Source organism: Muricauda sp. SCSIO 65647, from assembly GCF_021534965.1.
Classification (GTDB): Bacteria; Bacteroidota; Bacteroidia; order Flavobacteriales; family Flavobacteriaceae; genus Flagellimonas_A.
In genome coordinates this window covers 1,979,885-1,996,790 of record NZ_CP091037.1, presented here as the reverse complement: position 1 = coordinate 1,996,790, position 16,906 = coordinate 1,979,885, and the positions used below count along the sequence as shown (strand labels likewise).

The 16,906-nt window shown below is 42.5% G+C and carries 14 protein-coding genes; 5 read left to right on the top strand and 9 right to left on the bottom strand.

What is annotated here, in order from left to right; genetic code table 11:
- Positions 1-2: 2 nt before the first annotated feature.
- Entirely contained in the window at positions 3-902 is a 900-nt protein-coding gene (locus L0P89_RS08890) for a hypothetical protein (RefSeq protein ID WP_235264746.1), read from the bottom strand.
- Positions 903-1,021: 119 nt separating this feature from the next.
- Between L0P89_RS08890 and L0P89_RS08885 the strand changes: the two genes are divergently transcribed.
- The gene (locus tag L0P89_RS08885) at positions 1,022-1,651 is read left to right on the top strand and encodes a ComF family protein (RefSeq protein WP_235264745.1); all 630 of its coding nucleotides are present in this window, start codon (positions 1,022-1,024) and stop codon (positions 1,649-1,651) included.
- Positions 1,652-1,703: 52 nt separating this feature from the next.
- Entirely contained in the window at positions 1,704-3,323 is a 1,620-nt protein-coding gene (locus tag L0P89_RS08880; protein WP_235264744.1) for an Ig-like domain-containing protein, read from the top strand.
- On the opposite strand, the gene L0P89_RS08875 is transcribed toward L0P89_RS08880, so the two are convergent.
- The 3 genes from L0P89_RS08875 to L0P89_RS08865 are packed head-to-tail and all read right to left on the bottom strand — an operon-like array spanning position 3,307 to position 5,187.
- On the bottom strand, positions 3,307-4,110 hold the full coding sequence (locus L0P89_RS08875) for a nitrilase family protein (RefSeq protein WP_313790914.1): 804 nt from the start codon (positions 4,108-4,110) through the stop codon (positions 3,307-3,309). The two genes, L0P89_RS08880 and L0P89_RS08875, sit on opposite strands and share 17 nt — an antisense overlap.
- On the bottom strand, positions 4,085-4,708 hold the full coding sequence (locus L0P89_RS08870; RefSeq protein WP_235264743.1) for an NUDIX hydrolase: 624 nt from the start codon (positions 4,706-4,708) through the stop codon (positions 4,085-4,087). Before L0P89_RS08870 ends, L0P89_RS08875 begins: the two co-directional genes overlap by 26 nt.
- Complete coding sequence (locus L0P89_RS08865) at positions 4,705-5,187, bottom strand: ankyrin repeat domain-containing protein (protein ID WP_235264742.1); 483 nt, start codon at positions 5,185-5,187, stop codon at positions 4,705-4,707. Before L0P89_RS08865 ends, L0P89_RS08870 begins: the two co-directional genes overlap by 4 nt.
- A gap of 252 nt (positions 5,188-5,439) precedes the next feature.
- Between L0P89_RS08865 and L0P89_RS08860 the strand changes: the two genes are divergently transcribed.
- Positions 5,440-7,314 (top strand): PAS domain-containing sensor histidine kinase, encoded by a 1,875-nt coding sequence (locus tag L0P89_RS08860; RefSeq protein WP_235264741.1) that lies wholly within the window; start codon positions 5,440-5,442, stop codon positions 7,312-7,314.
- On the top strand, positions 7,311-7,712 hold the full coding sequence (locus L0P89_RS08855; RefSeq protein ID WP_235264740.1) for a response regulator: 402 nt from the start codon (positions 7,311-7,313) through the stop codon (positions 7,710-7,712). The genes L0P89_RS08860 and L0P89_RS08855 overlap by 4 nt, the downstream gene beginning before the upstream one ends.
- Positions 7,713-7,724: 12 nt before the next feature.
- On the opposite strand, the gene L0P89_RS08850 is transcribed toward L0P89_RS08855, so the two are convergent.
- Together L0P89_RS08850 and L0P89_RS08845 are read right to left on the bottom strand one after the other, a co-directional pair.
- A complete protein-coding gene (locus L0P89_RS08850; protein ID WP_235264739.1) occupies positions 7,725-9,086 on the bottom strand; it encodes a DUF5689 domain-containing protein in 1,362 nt (453 codons plus the stop codon).
- Between the two features lie 55 nt (positions 9,087-9,141).
- Positions 9,142-11,877, bottom strand: coding sequence for a TonB-dependent receptor (locus L0P89_RS08845; protein ID WP_235264738.1), 2,736 nt, complete (start codon positions 11,875-11,877; stop codon positions 9,142-9,144).
- Between the two features lie 96 nt (positions 11,878-11,973).
- Between L0P89_RS08845 and L0P89_RS08840 the strand changes: the two genes are divergently transcribed.
- A complete protein-coding gene (locus tag L0P89_RS08840) occupies positions 11,974-13,014 on the top strand; it encodes an endonuclease/exonuclease/phosphatase family protein (protein WP_235268015.1) in 1,041 nt (346 codons plus the stop codon).
- A gap of 27 nt (positions 13,015-13,041) precedes the next feature.
- On the opposite strand, the gene L0P89_RS08835 is transcribed toward L0P89_RS08840, so the two are convergent.
- The 3 genes from L0P89_RS08835 to L0P89_RS08825 form a co-directional block, all read right to left on the bottom strand.
- Positions 13,042-13,338: a hypothetical protein gene (locus L0P89_RS08835; RefSeq protein WP_235264737.1), complete on the bottom strand. Its 297-nt coding sequence runs from the start codon at positions 13,336-13,338 to the stop codon at positions 13,042-13,044.
- A 187-nt stretch (positions 13,339-13,525) separates the two neighbouring features.
- Complete coding sequence (locus L0P89_RS08830; protein ID WP_235264736.1) at positions 13,526-13,963, bottom strand: hypothetical protein; 438 nt, start codon at positions 13,961-13,963, stop codon at positions 13,526-13,528.
- A 92-nt stretch (positions 13,964-14,055) separates the two neighbouring features.
- A complete protein-coding gene (locus tag L0P89_RS08825; RefSeq protein ID WP_235264735.1) occupies positions 14,056-16,767 on the bottom strand; it encodes a TonB-dependent receptor in 2,712 nt (903 codons plus the stop codon).
- Between the last annotated feature and the right edge of the window lie 139 nt (positions 16,768-16,906).

Here is a 16,906-nt window from a genome sequence, read left to right as displayed (position 1 = left end):
AATTATTTCAATTGAAATTCGGTCGAGGCCAGTAGTCTCTCGTCTTCAAAGACATTGAGGGTATAAATGCCTTCTTGCAGCGAGCCCTCGGGCACGGTTATGGCATCACAGACGCTCATTTCTTGACCCATGTACAAGACCTCTACCCTTTTACTGTAGGTATTGCCACTGACCGAAACCGTGTTTGCGTTATCTTCAATGACGCTCATATTGGGGTCTAAAAATTGAAAATAGATTACTTTTACCTGACCCTCTTCATTGGGGTTGCCCATAATCGTGACACAGCCCCTCATTTTTTCGATGGTCGAGGCCTTGTTCGTCTTCAGGGGTCTTCCGGCCCGTAGTCTGAAACCACTGCCTTCGGCATCTTGAAGTTTCAAGTAACTCTTGATTTTTAATTCTTTGCTGAGCTCTTTGTTTTTTTGGCGCAAAAGGGCTTCGGCCTGTTCAAGTGAACTGCTTTTGCCCCTTAACTCTTCCAATTGTTTGCGGGTCTCTTCAAAACGACTTGCCAAAAGACTGTTGTTGTATCGAAGAAAATTATTTTTGAGCTTGAGGCTGTCGTACCTTATTTCAAGTTCTCGAAGTGCTTTTCTACTTTCCTTGAGTTTCGAAATGGAAAAATTGAGCCTCCCTACCGAATCTAACAGTTGCTGCACTTTTACGCGTGAATCGTTCAATTCTATCTCGTTCACCTCGTTCAGCCCCGACAAACGATCCACCTCGGCCCTCATCAACGTCATATCTTTTACCAATAGCGTTTTTTCCTGCTCCAAAAAGTTCAGCTGGTTCTGAGACTGCGCATAGCTGTAATAAAAGGCAATAAGAATCCCTATGATCACTGCCACAAGCGCCGCAACGATGATCTTGTAGTTGAAATTCTTATCTTGTTCGGAGTCCATGCTAAAATGCAGCTTATAAGTAGGTTTAAGATTTGATTCGAACACAGTTTTCAAAGATAATAAACGATATTAACTCCATACTATTGCCACAAGTGTGTTTTGGATGTAATGTACGATTATTGGGAGGAGAACACCACCTCTGTACCGTTTGTCGACATGATTTACCGCTCACCGAATACAATTTCAGGGAAGAAAACGCGATAGACCGCATATTTTATGGCCATATTGCCATTATCAAGGCGAGCGCATTTCTTCACTTTTCGGCAAAGGGAAAGGTCAAAAACCTCTTGCACCAGTTAAAGTATAAAAACCAAGAAGACATTGGAAATTTTCTCGGCGATTGGTACGGAAGCCTCTTGGAAATGGACGAAGGGCTCCCTAACATAGATTATATCGTGCCCGTGCCCTTACATGCAAAAAAACTTAGAAAAAGAGGGTACAACCAAGTGCACAGGTTTGCCCAACAGCTGGCAAACCACTTAAATTCTAGTGTAGTCGACCATGTTCTGGTCAAAACTGCCAATGTGAAGACACAAACACAAAAAGACCGTTCTTTTAGATGGCAGAGCAGCAAAAACCTCTACGAATTGGGTGATGAAAAAATGCTCAGGCACAGAAAAGTGCTCTTGGTCGATGATGTCATCACCACTGGGGCCACCATTGAAGCCTGTGCCCAAGCACTTTCTGAAACCGAGGGTATTGAAATCTATGTGGCCGCAATGGCCGTCGTGTCTAAAACGGGTATTTGAAATTGGGGCATAATTCTTGAATTAATCGTTTCTTTGTCGAATAAATCTTGCCATGTTGCTACTGAGAAGATTTTTTGGTGTCTTATTTCTATTCTTTATCAGTATTGCCCTTTGGCAATGTGCCAGGAGGGGCAACCCGAGTGGTGGGCCAAAAGATGAATCACCCCCTGTTTTATTGCGCACAGACCCTGAAAATTTCACCACAAATTTTGAAGGCGATAGAATACGCCTATATTTTGATGAATACATCAAGTTAGAGGATGTTCAGAACCAAATGATCGTTTCACCTCCCCTAAAAAACCAGCCCGTTATAATGCCACAGGGAGGGCCCAGCAAGTACATAGAAATTACCATAAAAGACACTTTACAGGAAAACACGACCTATACCATCAATTTTGGCCAGAGCATCGTCGATAACAACGAGGGCAATCCGAACAGTTTTTTGACCTATGTGTTCTCAACGGGCGATTATCTCGACTCACTACAGATCACGGGACTGGTCAAAGACGCCTTCAAACGGGAGCCAGATGATTTCATCAGTGTCATGCTCTATGAAATCGATAGTATCTTCAACGATTCGACGATCTACAAATATCCCCCAAACTATATCACCAATACATTGGACAGCACCCCGGTGTTTCAACTGAAAAACCTGAAGGCGGGCAAATATGCGCTAGTGGCCATCAAAGATGCGGGCAAGAACAATGTTTTTGACCAAAGGTCTGATAAAATCGGTTTTCTGTCCGATACGGTAGTTGTGCCCACCGATTCACTCTTTCTGTTGAGCCTTTTCAAAGAAGTGCCCGATTATGCCATCTCGGTGCCCAGCTACGTGGCCAAGAACAAAATCATTTTCGGTTATCAGGGCCCGGCAGAACATATTGCTATCAAGCCCTTGACCGAACTGCCCGATTCGGTACGCACCATAATCTTGAAAGAAAGGGACAAGGATACGCTGAACTATTGGTTGACCCCTACCGATTTAGATTCAATCGTGTTTACCGTAGTGAACGAGCAGCAGCAATTGATCGATACTTTTACGGTCAAAAGGCGAAAGTTAGAACTGGATTCCCTGAAGCTGAGCACAACTACCAGGGGCAAGATCAATTTTGGCGATACCCTGAGCATACTGGCCTCTACACCAATTGTTCAAATCGATACTTCCAAAATTTCGGGCGCCCTAAATGACTCCATCCCTCTTTCATATGGAATTACTTTAGATACATTGAAGAATCAACTGAATTTTGAATTCTTGCAAGAGCCCAACCAGAAATACAGTTTTGAACTCGTTCCGGGTGCTATCACCGATTTTTTCGGAATGCAGAACGATACGCTCAAGTACGGTATATCAACGGGAAGCTACGCCGACTATGGCAATCTGCGGTTCAATATTACGGGAGCGGTGGACTATCCGGCGATAGTTCAACTCATCAATGACAAGGGCGAAACACAAAAACAAGTGTATATGACCGAACCCCGGCAAATAGAGTTCAATCATTTGACCCCTGCAAAATATGGTCTCCGCCTGATTTTTGATGACAATGGCAACCAAAAGTGGGATACGGGAAATTATCTGAAAAAAATTCAGCCCGAAAAGGTACGTTACTACCCCGACATGATCGATGTGCGGGCCAACTGGGAACTCGAACAAACCTTTACCGTACTAGAGTAAATTCATCCCGGTCGTCTAGAAAGCGTAACTTCTCCCTGTTCAAAACAATATGTTCTTTGGTCAGTGTGGCATAGAGCACCTCTTCCTTTTCTGAATAGGCCAATTTATTGCCCAGAACATCATAGACCGCCGAATGGCCTGAATATTCATGGCCCAGCCCATCAAGCCCCAAACGGTTTACCCCGATGCAATAGGCCATGTTTTCGATGGCCCTCGCCTGTAATAGATTGTCCCAAGCAGCGACCCTGGGTTTGGGCCAATTCGCCACATAAATCAAGATATCATAATCAAAAGTGTTTCTCGACCACACCGGAAAACGCAGGTCATAGCATATAAGAGGACAAAAAACGAAGCCCTTATATTTTTCAATGAGCTGTTCATTTCCACGTTCATACACCTCATGCTCCCCTGCCAAAGTAAAGGTATGCCGTTTGTCGTAGTGGGTTTCTGATCTATTCGGGGCCGCAAAGAGCAACCGGTTGTAATGGTTGCCGTTCTCAAAATAAACAATGCTTCCGATGATGACCGCCTTTTTCTCATCGGCCTTGCGGTGCATCCACTCCACGGTTTTTCTTCCTTCGGAAATATGGATGTGCTGTGGATTCATGGTGAAACCGGTAGTGAACATTTCAGGAAGTATGATCACATCGACATTCTCGGTCATTGAATCGATTTTTTTATCGAACATTGCCCGATTCGCCTCTGGATCTTCCCAATGCAAAACGGATTGTATCAGCGCTACGTTAAGTTGTTGTTGCATCTCAATCAAAGTATACTTTGCCATCATCTGATTTCGCCAGCTGAAAGAGCTGTTGTACCTGACTTTTGAGAATTCTATCCTCAGAAAGTTCCGGCAACTTTGACAAGGGAAAATAACCTACATCCTCAATATCAAAACTCGGCTTCAATTCACCGCCGGTTACCTTACATAAAAAGTTCAACTTGTACACATAGAATGGTTGCGGTGGGTGCGAATGACAACGTTTGTCATAAATGGCCAACAATCTGACAACCTCGGCCTGTAGGTTTGTTTCTTCGGCAATTTCTTTGATGATGACCTCTGATGGGGTAAACCCAATGTCGCCCCACCCCCCGGGGATGGTCCATTTACCATCAATTCTTTCTTTTACCAATAATATTTCATCTTCGTCGTTCAGCACCAGCCCCCTTACATCGACCTTGGGTGTAGGGTAGTCTTCTTGCGGCATAAAAAAGTCGCTGAACCCTTGTATAGGTTGCTTGGCAGAATTGGCCATCAATTGCAAGGCGATTTGTCTCAACTCTTCATATCTTTCTTCGTCATACCCGTTTTGGGCATATACGAGGCCCACCTCGGCCAATGCCTTGATTCGTTTGTACAGATTAAGCTGTGCCTCAAGACTCATTCGGTGTTGTTTAGTAACAATTCTATTAAAGGTGATTCGCCCTGCATCTTGGCGTGATCCAATGCCGTGTTGCCTTTAGGGTCTTTTATGTCGGTATTCGCGCCATACCGTAGTAAGAGTCTTGCAATTTCAAGCTGCTTAAAAGTTGCCGCATAGATCAAGCAGGTAGCACCCATCGCATTGATATGGTTCACATCGGCGCCCTTTTCAAGCAAAAGTTCGGCAATGTCTACATATCCCTTGAAACAGACACCCATAAGGGCCGTATTGCCCGAACCATCTTTCTCATTGATATCAACCCCGTTATCCAATAAAAAGGCACTTATGTCAGCATGGCCATAATAGGTCGCCAAAATGAACGGCGTTGCCCCTCGTTGGTCTCTCTTATGTACAAGAGACCGATCATTGTTTACCAGTTGTTCGACAGCTTTAAGATTGCCATTTCGAATCTCACCAAAGAATTGCCCTGCCTTTTCCATCCGCTCAGAAAGGTATAAAAACTGTTACAAATTTTTGGGCAAAAACCATCAAATGTCATCATTTTTTGACTTTTTGAACTCCCTGAAAAAATATTTGCCTTTCCACAAGCAAACCAGTCTTCGTAGACCAAAAAAGCCGTATAGTTTTTCTTGTAGGCAACCATCTAGAAAAAAAGTCTATCTAGTTAAGAATGCGTAAAATCTTACTTTGTTTATTTTTCATTTAATTTAGTGTAAGATTTTACGTTTTAGATGAAGAATTTTATTTGGGCAGAAAAAAAGGAAGAGCTTATTGATAAGGCTTTTAATATGGCCCGTGTCGGGTATTGGGAAGTCAATCTTATCGATAATGCCGTTACTTGGTCAGAAATGACCAAAGCCATACATAAAGTTCCTACTACGTATATCCCCAATCTTGAAGATAGCATCAATTTCTATAAAGATGGAAAAGATAGGGAGACGATTACCAATGTTGTCAACAATGCCATTGAAACCGGTGAACCTTGGGATGTAGAACTGATCATTATCACTGCCGAAGAAGACGAACTATGGGTTCGCGCCCAAGGCGAGGTAGAATTTGAAAATGACATGCCCATTCGCCTATTCGGAACCTTTCAAGACATCGATCAAAAGAAACGAAGCGAGTTGAGGTACAACGAGGCCATGGAACGATTGGCGTTGGCGACCAAAACCGCCAAAGTTGGTATTTGGGATTTTGACGTGGTCAACAACACCTTGATCTGGGATGACAATATGTTTGCACTGTACGGCATCAAAAGAAAAGATTTTGCGGGCGCCTTTGAAGCATGGGAGGCCAGTATACATCCTGAAGACAAACAAAGAAATCAAGAAGAGGTCGCTATGGCCCTTTCGGGCAAAAAAGATTTTGATACCGAATTCCGTATTGTCAAACCCACCGGTGAAGTGCGGTATATAAAAGCTTCGGCCAGTGTCAAACGCGATAAAAAGGGCAGTCCCCTAAAAATGGTCGGCACTAATTGGGACATTACCGAATTGAAAACCACCCAACTCGCCCTACAAAGAAGCGATGAATCGTTCGTAGGTGCTTTTCAAAACTCTTCGATAGGTATGGCACTGGTAGGCCTGGATGGTAAATGGATAGATGTGAACCAAAGCATTTGTGACAGTGTTGGCTATACAAAGGAAGAATTGATGCAACTCACTTTTCAAGATATTACCCATCCTGAAGATCTTGAAAAAGATTTAAGACTGCTTAACGAATTGATCAACGGTAAACGAGAAACCTATCAAATAGAAAAAAGGTACCACCATAAAGAAGGGCATTTGGTCTATGTATTGTTGACAGTAACGGGTGGGTATGATATCAATGGCAACCTCTCCCATTTTATATCACAGATAGTTGATATCTCTTCCCGAATCGATGCAGTACAAAAGCAGAGAAAACTCAATGAAATCACTCTTGAGCAAAACAAGAACCTGATGAACTTTGCCCATATTGTGTCGCACAACCTACGATCGCATGCGACCAACATGTCAATGCTCATTGCGTTTTTATCAAAAGTGGAAAATGCCTCTGAGACCGAAAAAATTATGGCAATGCTTGCATCGGCCTCATCAGGGCTTAACGAGACCGTTGATCATTTGAACGAAATGGTGCAAATAAAGACCACGGCCCTCGAGAACTTGAAACCGATGAATCTATTGGAGGCCATCAAAAAAACCAAAAATCATATACGTGCCGAAATTGACAAAAAAGATACCGAGATCAACATCAGCGTATCAAAAGACCATTATGTCAGTGCCGTACCTGCTTATCTTGACAGTATTCTGCTCAACCTGTTTACCAATGCACTAAAGTATAGTTCACCTGAAAGAAAACCTGTTCTGAAGCTAACATCACGCATGCACGAAGACTGCATTATCTTGAAGTTCAGTGACAATGGGATCGGAATAGACCTTGAACGACATGGCGATAAAATTTTTGGCATGTTCAAGACTTTTCACAAGCATAAAGACGCCAAAGGTATCGGACTTTTCATTACCAAAAACCAAATAGAGGCCATGGGTGGAAGCATTAGTGTAGAAAGTCGGCCCAACATAGGCACAGCATTCACTTTAACATTTGGCAAAGCCAAAAAACCATGAAAAGGATAAAACGTGCATGTGTCATCGATGACGATCCCATATATACGTATTGGGCAAAAAAGATCATGGGTGAGCTCAAGTTCTCTGAAAGTATTTTGGTGTTTGAAAATGGGTATGATGCCATCAAAGGTTTAAAAGAAATAACCGAAAAAGGTGAAAAACTGCCAGAAGTCATTCTACTTGACCTGAACATGCCCATCATGGATGGTTGGGATTTTTTGGAAGACTTCATCAAATTACCCCATCACAATGAAGACAAAGTATATGTATATATCGTAAGCTCTTCTATCGCTCAGCGAGATTTAGAACGGGCAAAAGATTTTGATATCGTCCATAACTATATACTAAAGCCATTGACCATAAAAAAGCTTGATGGCATATTAAAATCTGTGGTATGACCTCTTTCGGGCCTAACGCTCACCAGGAGAAAAATCTTCTGGGGCGTTTTGGGGTCGGTCGATGGTACCCTCTGCCCCGGTATCATTGAAAATTGTCCACTCTACAAAAGTGTAGTTGGGGTTACCTTGTGCCACGTCTATATTTCGAAGTGCCCGACCATCTTCAAACTCATGATTGGTACCAGAGCCATCTTCACCGATTATGCCAAAGACATCGATGACCGTTCCGAAAGGGTCGACCAACTCTAAATTGTCATCTCCGTTTGAATCGGCGGGGCTGTTTGTGGAAACCCCCATGTCGGGAGGAAATCCATATACATTTTCAAATTCAGTGGCATTGGGCGAGATGACAAAGGTGCTTTGGGCCGCAATGGTGAATCCTGAAAGATCAATGGTCGAACCTACATCGGTATTGGCATTGGTATAGCGGCGAAGTGTCCATCCGTTCAAATCCAAAGGTTCATCAGCTGCATTGTACAACTCTACAAACCTTGCCCTGGCATTGTTATCTGGATCGGCCAACTCAGAAAAAAAGATTTCAGTTGAGGTAAACTCAGTCACAATTTCTTCACATCTTTCATTGGTAAACCCGATATCTCCCAGATTACGGATGACAAGTTGAAAATCATCATTTTCCCTTAAAAGTATACCTGTTATCCAACCATTTCCTTCTGGAAGTCCCTCAGCCTGAAAATCGGCAAACCCACTATTTAGCAAAACCAACTCGTTGCCATGGCAATCTCTGAGTGTACGTTCGGTTTCTTCCCCAGGTTCAGCGAATGGCAACCCCAGTTCATCTTCCACAAATTCAAGGCTATCGATTTTAACCAGGAAGTTCGTGAAACCGTCATCCAATTCGACCAGTTCTATTTCTCTTGGTTGAACCGAAACAATTTCGTCACAACTTCTAAAAACATGTTCGGGAATCTTTAGAGCAGGTAATCTGCCGACATTAGTGGTGCCAAAAGCGGCAAAAGTGCCACCAAGCTTGAAAACATCTCTACTCTGACCCAAATACAGCCCTTTGACCCTTATCAAAATCTTGCTGCCAGGCTCAAACAGCAAGTGAGATTCAAAAAGGTCTATCTCAATTTGAAAGCCTTCGGTTGCATTTGTAGGTGAATCTTGAAAATGCAATACACTAAAGAAATTTCCAGCCCTGTCTGAAGAAACCACATATCCCTCAATCACCAAGTCTTCTTGTATCTGTAACAACTCTCCCTGATAAAGGGCCTTTACGTCGGCAAAAGTGGCATTGGCGGCCAAATTTGCCTCACATGCATTGGAAATTAGAGTAAAGTCTTGGTTTTTGACACAACCGAACAACCAAACAAAAACCGATACTACCGACAAAAAAACACGAATGTTTGCCATTAAAGTTTTAACTATTCTTATTCCCTTTTCTTCTCTATTGATCCTAGACCGTCTTTCAAAAACTCACGGCCACATTCAAAAAATAAGTGCGTCCAAATCCGTACCAATATTTCGGCGCAAAAGTGGGGTTATCCCGTAAATTGTCTTGTTGTAATTGGCCAAAATTGCCATTTCTACTTTGTTCATATCCTCCTGTTCTAAAAACCGTATCGAACAAATTGTTCACACTGGCAAATATGCTGATGTACTTGTCATTGATCAACCATGACTTACCTCCCACCAAATTCAGCAAATAGAAATCATCAAGCGGTTCTTGTGCCAAAAGTTTGGTCACATTTTCTTCGGTGGCATCAACAAAACGTTGGCCTGTTTCTGGATCTAACAAAAAACTCGGGGTTCTGGTGATGGTCGATATCTGTTCGTAATTGTTTGCCAAATGATTGGCAGTGGCCCCCGCCCACCAATATTCGGGGTCGCGATATTCAATGCCAAATGCCATTGCCCGTTGTGGCCCTTGGGCCAATCTGTAATCTTTGATATCGGCAAAGCCCAAATCAATGTTTCCCTCTTGGTCAATAGGTTCTTCTTGACCAGCTGTATCAAAGTTTATCGTTACGGATGGATTATTGGCATACAGATATTTCCCCATACTGGCCACCAGTGACAGCGTAACATTTGAAGAAACCTCATACGCTAACCCAAGCTCAATGCCCATATTCAGTTTGTCAAGATCGGTAATGACTTCTTGAACAAAATCAGAACCCACACCCGAATCAACAAAAAAGAAATTGATATCGGTGGTGTTTTGAAATCGCGTATAAAACCCGGTTACTCTTCCCGTCAAGTCAGGCAGCCTTAAGAAATAGTTCAAATCAACCGAAGAAACCGTTTCACTTTGAATATCCGCAACAATCTCATTGCTTTCACGGGGATTCACAAATGTGCTCTGAAGCACAGGAGGCCTGGTCAGATATGCTGCATGCGTTCTTAGCCAGTGCCTTCCCGAGAATTGATACGAAACACCTCCTTTGAGGGCATAATCTAAGAAGTGGATCTTTTCACCTTTGCCAAAAGAGCTTTCTAGAAACCTTTCGTTTTGAAACAATCCGATACGTTGGTAAGAAGTATTTGAAAGTGCTGTGGAAAGAAAGGCTTCCCACTTATTGATATTTGTTCTCAGTTGTACAAAACCATTCAAGGTCGTGGCATCAATCTCATAGTGATAAGAAAAAATGTCACCTTGTACCTTGTTCATTTCTCCATTCACATCATTCAATGTATCTGAAAAAGGGTCGATATCTTCATGAAATGATGCCCCCAGCAAATCATCCAGTTCGGCATAATTTTCTGAAAAAAGATTATGAAGATTGATTCCTGCATCAACTTTAAAATAGTCTCCCAATTGTAAATTGGCCACACTGTTGGCCATAAAACGGACGTTCTTCACAACATCATCATATAAAACATAAGCAGCTTTTTCGGCGTTGACCGTATTTGAGTTGGCCAAATAAAGATTGTTCCAATTAAGCTGGAGGTTTTCCAAGAACCCTTCTTTGGCAAGGGCAGCATTGGTAAAATCGGCCCCTATGGGATTATTGATGTAGAAACTCGGTAAGTAACGATAATAGGTTGGGTCGGGGTTAGGGGCATTGAAATATCCTAGTCTGCTTCTTGATTGCGCACCAAATTGGTAAGCGATACCAGATGTCAATGTAAGTCCACCAGATTGAAAATAGTGGTTCAACATGATGATAGGTTCGAAAATATCGCGTTCACGGGCATTGCGAATATCACCGTTCTGTATGCCCCAATATGGGTTGTACCGATTTCCGGCCAATTCAAAAACCTCTTCGGTAACGGCAGGTGAACGACCCCTACGATTCTTTGCCAAAATAGCGGTCAACATAAGGGCATGGGTGCCACTGGGCCGGTATTCCAACGCTCCAAAAAAAGAATAGGCGTCATAAAGGGTGCCGTCAATATAACCCTCTTTTGCCCAGCGCCTTGAAGCAGAGAAAGAGTAGGCCACTCTTTTTTGAAGAGGTGAGGTATACGTGGCCATAAGCCGACTTGTATAGGTTCTGTTTGATGCTGATGCCGATAGCCGAATTCCTGGACGGAGCCCTGATGGTCGAGTGTCGATATTGGTGTTTCCCAGAATGCCGCCAAAGGTAAGGTCAGCTGCTTCCAAACCATTCGTGTAGGTCTGGTTTCTGACCACATCGTTAAGTCCGCCCCAGTTGTTCCATTGGGGTCTTCCATCAAAAAGCTTGTTCATGGGCAGGCCATTGATCAGTACTTTTCCCTCACGGGAATCATAACCCCTTACCCTAAAAAAGGCTTGCCCGAAATCAAAGGCTGCACGGTTCAAAAAGACATCACGGGTCGCTTGTAACAGTGCTACGGCGTTAGATACTATTCCAACATCATCGGAAAGATCGGTATCTGTCAGTGTAATGAGGTTGTCAGTTTGGTCTACGGTCAGGTCAGGTTCCAAAGAAATGACGCCAAGGTCAATGTTGCTCCCACCGAAATAGACCGGAATTCTTTTCGGCACATAATCATTGAAAGTACAGACCAATAACTGTTCTCCGCTCAATTCTGCGATTATGATGAATTCACCCTTCGAATCTGTCATTGTAGAAAAAGAGGAACCTTCAATGGAGACCGATACATTTTCGAAAAGTTTGTTCGATTGTGCATCTATCAATTTGCCCGAAATAGTGATAGCTCGTTGCCCATTCATTTTAGGCAATACAGAGAAGAGCAGTATCAATAGTGATATCCGCATTTTTGGTTAGTGTTTCCCCAATTTTACATAAAATTGTGCAATTATGGCCAATGACTCTACTTCAAATTTTCTTGTTTTAACCACAAAGTGTTGATGATGAGACTGATGATTATTCTGTTCTATTTTTTTTGGCTATCGGGTTTTGGTCAATCAAAAAAAGTTTATCAAATAAGGAGTATTGCCTTTTACAATATCGAAAACCTATTCGATACCATAAATGACACCCTGATATTCGATGATGAAAGAACCCCATCGGGGGCTTACCATTGGACTGACGTGCGCTATCAGAAAAAAATAGCGCACATCTCAAAAGTACTTTCTGAAATCGGCAAAGAAACCACGGGTAACGCGCCTGATATCATCGGTCTCTGTGAAGCTGAGAACAAACTGGTCGTCAACGACTTGGCCGCACATAAAAATCTGAGAGCGAAAAACTACGGAATCGTACATTTTGATTCGCCCGACGAACGAGGCATTGATGTGGCATTGCTATATAAAAAGGATGTTTTTTTGCCCCATTCGTTCAAAAGCCATCGACTATTGCTTTTTGATGAAGATGGAAATCGAGATTACACCCGTGACCAACTTGTGGTGGGTGGCTTGTTGGATGATGAGGAATTTTATTTTGTTGTCAACCATTGGCCCTCACGTAGTGGTGGCGAAGCCAAAAGTAGATTAAACAGAATAAGGGCAGCTCGATTGAACAAGCGAATCATAGATTCAATTCAAGGGCTGAACAATAGTGCCAAAATTGTTTCGATGGGCGATTTTAATGACGATCCCATTGACGCCAGTTTCAAAAAAGTATTGAAAACCGAAGGCAAGATCAAAAAACTGGATAGCCTTGGGCTTTTTAATCCTATGGAGAAACTATTCAAAAAAGGCGTGGGCTCATTGGCCTACCGTGACAAATGGAACCTCTTTGATCAATTTTACTTCACGGCCAATGTGCTATCAAACGGCAAGGAGGGCTATTCGTATTGGAAAGTCGGCGTCTACGACCCTGATTATCTGAAAAACCAAAATGGCCGGTACAAAGGCTATCCGTTTCGCACCTATGTGGGCACCACCTATCAGGGTGGGTACGCCGACCACTTTCCAGTATATTTATTTTTAGTAAAGCACGTCTCCCAATAATTGAGTAGCGAAATGTGTTCGGGTGATTCAATTCTCTTGAAGGGGAGTGGTCAGGCATTCTACCAAAGCCTCATCACAGCTTTCCAGGCAGTCTTCCCTAATCTTAATTCCCAAAAGACATTCATTGAATGCATTTAGCTCTTCTGGCGTGGCATCTAAGCCGGGGTAGTCACAATCAGGATATTCAGGACACTTATTTTTACATGCGTTCCATGCACTTACACATGCTTCATTGGCGGCTATTCTATCTTCTTTACAGCTTGTCAAAGAGAATGTAAAAATTACCGCAATCAGAATTGTCAATTTAAACTTTTCAGTTCCCATATTTCTCAGGCTTAATGGTTATCTAACTTAGGTTACCATAGACATTGAATCTACCTTCAAGTTCAATCTAAGGTTTTTCCTACACTAAATTAAACAATAATTGTATGGATTACCGAAAATATTTTATGTTTTGTAAGAATTTAATGATTAATGCACTTTCTGATTGTTGCAGCCTTTTAATGAAATATTAGCTGAACCACAGTCCCCAAGGGATACGGCTAAGGATCAACAACAGCCCCAGACCATAGAAAATGGCGATACTCTTGAACTTTTTATCGCCTTCCAAGAACTTTTTATGTCGCGACCATCCAATGGTAATCAAAACAATGGCAATGATATTGATCAAAGGGTGCTCTAATGCCAAAAGACGGGCTTGGGCGTTTAACCCTCCCATTCCCAAGGCTTGAATGGCCTTCAAACCACTTGCAGACATAAAGTAGACAACAAGACCGATCAACAATTGAATATGGCTCAATATGAGCGCAAACAGACTGATTCGGAGGTCTTTGTGCATAGTGAACATTCGCTTGCCCAACCAACCTGAAAAGGCATTGAACACGGCAACGACCAAAATCGCCAATACGACATAGGCAAAATAAGAGTGTAGGTTTTGCAGGATTTCCATAACTGAATTTTGAAGCTTAAATGTAGTGATTTTTAGAAATAAAAAAACCCTGACACCTTGGTCAGGGTTTTTGCATAACTATAGGTCTTTTCTTAAAAATTAAATCTTAAGCTTGCATTCCAAGTTCTACCAAAACCAAAGAAAACACGGTTTCTGGTATTGATGCCCATATAGGTATCATCACCCGGCTCTGCAAATATGTTGGTGTCAGATTCAGCGATATATACCTCATCAAAAAGATTGTTTACGTTCAACCTGAAATTCATGGTTTGTTCCATAAAGGGCAACCTAAAGGAAAGGCCCGCATCAACCAAACCAAATGATGGCAATTTCAAAGCGCCCTCTTCGGTAATATCAGTAGCATCGAAATCGGCATACAAATTATCGGCAAAGCGATAACCTGCATCAACATTTAGATTGTCCAAAACTCTAACATCAGCCCCAATAAAAGCAGTGAATTGGGCAGCATCACCCACCTTAACACCATCTAAGGGCAATAGCACTTCTTGTGGCTGGCCATCGACTATGATAGGGTTTTGGTTGGCATCGAAGAAAGTAGCATTGACGTCGTCTTTGTATTCGTAATTTCCTATCGACAACATTCCGGTAAAAGTCAGCCTGTCGTTCGGCATAAACATCGCATCAAACTCGATACCGGTATGCACTTGGGTAATGCCCAACAAATTGGCATTACCTCTCACTTCATCAGGCTCTCCTGAATTAAAGGTTGCCGCAACAGATTCAAATCGATCTGTCCAACTGGTTCTGTAAAGGTTTACGTTTGCCCTCAACATCGAACTTCTGAATCCGTATCCTATCTCGGTGCCTACAATCTTCTCATTTGTTAAATTTGGGTTCACCGTGTTAGAGAAATTTATGAACACTGCATCAAACAAAGGCTGTTTTGAGTAAAATCCTGCATTGGCAAATATGTTGTGGTGTGCATCAATGTTCCAGTTCACACCTCCCTTGATATTGCCCCCTAAAATGTTCTCATAGTCGGTTTGCGCAGGGGGTACTTCCGCGAAAAACTCCTCTCTTGAAAAACCTTGGTTCGAAAGTGCGCCTTGTACGAAAGCCGTGATGTCGGGCGTGAAGTTGTATTCTACCTGCCCGAAGACACCCATCCAATTGACATATCCAATATTGTAGTAATCGATTTTCTCTTCTTCATCTATATCACCGAACACCCACCATGGCTGATTGGCATCATATGTTTCAAAAAACAAGGGATTAGGGTCATTGTTCTGGTTGTCTGTCTGTAGATAGGCATCACCCCCCAAACGATTGTTCACTCTTCTGTAGTGATATCCTTTATATCTTCTCAGATCAATACCGAAATCAATTGTCAGCGCATCGGTAAATCGGTTGTTGAGGTTGGCCAAAATACCAAACCAGTTATGGGAGTTGATAGAAGCCCTACGCGTTATACCGTTGGCAGCAGAGCGATCTCCGTTGCCTTGGTTCACATATAGCCCATTGGTAAGCTCTCTCTGTACGATCTCGCCATCGAACAATACTGGTTGACCAGAGTTATATGCCCTGATACGCTCGACATCGACCAAACCGTTAGGTGTTTTCCATCTACCGTCAAACTGTCTTGCTCCCGCGGCACGACCGATCTCTCCGGTACCACCACCACGGCCAAATGATGCATAGGTAGAGGTTTCCAATGTTGAAACATTGTTGATGTTCCAAGTCCAGTTTAAACTGATAACGGGCTTGTGGTAAAAGTTCCTTCTAAAGTTAAATTCTTGCCCATCTAAAATACCCCAATCACTGTTATATCTTCTATCGGGATCCACGCCATTGTCACTGAATCTTATGTAGTCGGCAATGGATGGGGCAAAACTTCTTTGATGGTGCCATTGTGGTGCACCAGTGACCATAAATTCGAGGCTATGCTCATCTGTGGTATACCCTAACCCCAAGAAAAAGTTATACCCTTCGAATTCAGTACCATCTGCATACATACTTCCTGCAGTTCTACTCAACAATACAGAAGCAGAAAATCCATTATCTGAAATACCGGTAGAATAAGATGCTATGGTTTTTAAATAGTCATTATTGCCAATGGTTGTTCCGAAAGAGCCTCCTTCCCTATTCTGCGAGCTTTTGGTAATTACATTGATTGTACCACCGACAGAAGAAATTGCCAGCTTTGAAGAACCCAGGCCACGCTGTACTTGAATAGCAGAAGTAACATCTGAAAGACCTGCCCAGTTACTCCAAAACACCCGTCCGTTCTCCATGTCATTGACCGGAATACCGTTTATCATCACGGCCGAGTTATTGGTATCAAAACCTCTAATGTTTACCCTTGCATCACCAAAACCACCTCCTGTCTTAGTGGCATAAATCGATGGTGTCGTATTCAATATTTCCGGAAATTCCTGAGAGCCTAGTTTCTCTTGTATTTCTACAGCTTTGATGGTAGATACGGCGACCGGGGTTTTACGGTCTTTGGCTATATCTTGTACCCCTGTAACGATAACACCTTCCAATACTTCTGTATCAGATTGAAGTGTTATTGTTCCGACATCACCCACGGCACTGAACGAAATTTCTTTTGTGATAAAGCCAATGTATGAAACGACCAAAATTCCTGAACCAGAATCAATCTCTAGAGTAAAATTTCCATCAAAATCAGTCGATGTTCCATTCTGTGTGCCTTTCACAACAACTGAGGCCCCGGGCAGTGGTTGCCCAAGTTCTTCATCTAGTACCTTCCCGGTTATTGTTCCTTGAGAAAATACCATTGCCGACACTAAAAGTGCAGCAAAAACCAAGTAGACTTTTTTCATTTCAAATAGTGTTTAATTAGCATGGCAAAAGTCTTGCTTTTTGGCCTCAAGTATGTTAAGAAAATATTAAGAAAAGATAATTTAGAGCTTTTCTATTTTATCACAAATATCTTAAAATCAGACTTTTATGATAAAACAC